The sequence below is a fragment of the Streptomyces sp. NPDC052101 genome (assembly GCF_040680235.1).
Taxonomy (GTDB): Bacteria; Actinomycetota; Actinomycetes; order Streptomycetales; family Streptomycetaceae; genus Streptomyces.
This window is the reverse complement of record NZ_JBFAWH010000117.1, coordinates 1-1857: the sequence shown is the minus strand read 5'-3', so window position 1 is coordinate 1857 and position 1857 is coordinate 1. Positions and strand designations below refer to the sequence as shown.

The following is a 1857-nucleotide window of genomic DNA, read 5'->3' as shown; positions in this document are numbered from 1 at the left end:
GTCACCACGGCGGCGGTGATGTTCCACCAGGAGAAGGTGGTCTCCGAGACCGGGACCGTCCGGCCGCCCAGGCTCTCCGTGAGGAATGAACCGGGGGTGGCGGCCGTCAGCGGGCCGGAGCCCGAGTACCCCATGTGCCACACCACGAACCCGGAGAACCCGGCGGCCACCAGCATCGGGAAGTGCAGGACCAGCCCGCGCTCACGGGCCTGCGCCGCGACCTCCTTGGCCAGCAGCGCACCGACCACCAGGCCCAGGCCCCACGTGATGAGGGAGGCCGCCGCCGCCACCACGAACACGAAGATGTAGGCGGCCAGGGGCGTGCGGGGAATGCTGGCGAGCCGGGCGAGCAGGCGGCGCACCGGACCGGTGTTCGCCAGGATGTGGCCGAGCATGAGCACGAGCGCCATCTGCGTGATGAACGCCAGCAGTCCGGACAGGCCGTCACCCCAGCCCACGACGACGTCGGCCGGCCCGGCCGGAGTGAGCAGCAGGCACAGGGCCGCCACCGCGAACGTGTGCCCGATGGTGAACACGAGCGAGGACGGGATGAACCGCTCCATCGTCGTGTTCAGCGGGCGCATGGCGCGGCTGAAGAACGTGCCCTCGCGGGCGGCACGGCCCGGGGGCCGGGGTGTGGGCGGACGTGTGGACGTGGCGGACATGAGGCTCCTGTTCGGGGTGAGAGGCCGCAACGAGAGTGATGTGGATCACTCTAGGCGCTCGATCGTCTTGGGCAGGGCCTGGTCCACGTCCAGAGTCGGGCGCTCGCTGACGAGTGCGTCGGCGGTCGATTCCCCAGCGGTCGACGACGTCGTGGCCCGGCTCCACGGCGAGCCCCCGGCCGCGGCGGGTGAGCTGAAAGGGGCCCAGCCTCGGGAGGAGGTACGAGGAGACGGCTGAGCGGTCCACCTTGATGTGCGACTGCTGGTATACCCCTTTACACGCCCCGCCCGCCCACGAGGCCGCTACATCAGAGACGGTCCCAAACCGGGCTGTTGGACACAACCGTCGGAGGGCCTTAGACGCGGTTGGACAGACTGTGGCCCGCGTGCGGGGCAACTCGGCCGAGCAGAACCTGGATCGTCAGCTTGAGGCGGTGGGGGAGTGTGACCGCATCTTCAAAGACAAGATTTCTGAAAGCTCGCGGGCCACGCGCGCCGTGCTGGCTGGGCTGATGGGGTACGTGCGGGAGGGGGCCTGGTGAAAGTCGCCTCGATGGATCGGCTCGGCCGGGACACGCGGGACCTGTACGCGATCGTGGACGAGCTCACCGGCAAGGGGTGTGCGGTGCAGTTCGTGTCCGAGCGGATCACCGTGGACAAGTCCGGCACCTCTCCGGTGGACGGGCTGATGCTGGGCATCCTGGCGGCGTTCGCTGAGTTCGAGCGCCGGCGGATCAAGGAGCGTCAGGCCGAGGGCATCGCCCTGGCCAAGACCCGCGGCAAGTACGTGCAGGCCCCGAAGCTCTCGGACGCCGACGTGGAGAAGGCGCGGGTGATGATCGAGATAGGGATCCCGAAGGCGGAGGTGGCGCGCACGTTCGGGGTGAGTCGGCAGACTCTATACGCCTCGTTGCGTCGGGTCGCTTCTGAATATTTGGAACCGCCCCGCGTGGGTCATTCATCTTGAAGAGATTCGACAGGATGGGGCGGTGAGGAGGACTTAAAGAGGGCGTCTTCGTAGAGCGAAAGGTCGACGGCCGGCGCCGTACCGATGGCCTGGAGCCGCCTGAAGAGTCTCAAGCAGAACCAGAGCAGTTGTGCCGCTGTGCGGGACCCTCAACTACGCCGTGCGGAACTTGCTCGTCGGTGTGAACGTCGCCCTGCGCGAGGGATCCGAGGTCACGGCCGCCGC

General features: G+C 68.3%; 3 protein-coding genes and 1 pseudogene. 3 read left to right on the top strand and 1 reads right to left on the bottom strand.

The features are described 5' to 3' along the window. Nucleotides 1–665 (bottom strand): TIGR00366 family protein (locus tag AB0L75_RS44110; protein WP_365191929.1); only part of this gene is annotated, 665 nt, incomplete at its 3' end. A gap of 386 nt (nt 666–1051) precedes the next feature. Here AB0L75_RS44110 and AB0L75_RS44105 point away from each other — a divergent pair. The 3 genes and pseudogenes from AB0L75_RS44105 to AB0L75_RS44095 all read left to right on the top strand — a co-directional run. Continuing rightward, nucleotides 1052–1207, top strand: a complete 156-nt coding sequence (locus tag AB0L75_RS44105) for a hypothetical protein (protein ID WP_254184623.1) — start codon at nt 1052–1054, stop codon at nt 1205–1207. After that, nucleotides 1204–1632: a recombinase family protein gene (locus tag AB0L75_RS44100; RefSeq protein ID WP_365191928.1), complete on the top strand. Its 429-nt coding sequence runs from the start codon at nt 1204–1206 to the stop codon at nt 1630–1632. The genes AB0L75_RS44105 and AB0L75_RS44100 overlap by 4 nt, the downstream gene beginning before the upstream one ends. A 127-nt stretch (nt 1633–1759) precedes the next feature. Next, nucleotides 1760–1857: pseudogene (locus AB0L75_RS44095) on the top strand (phosphatase); the annotation flags it as partial.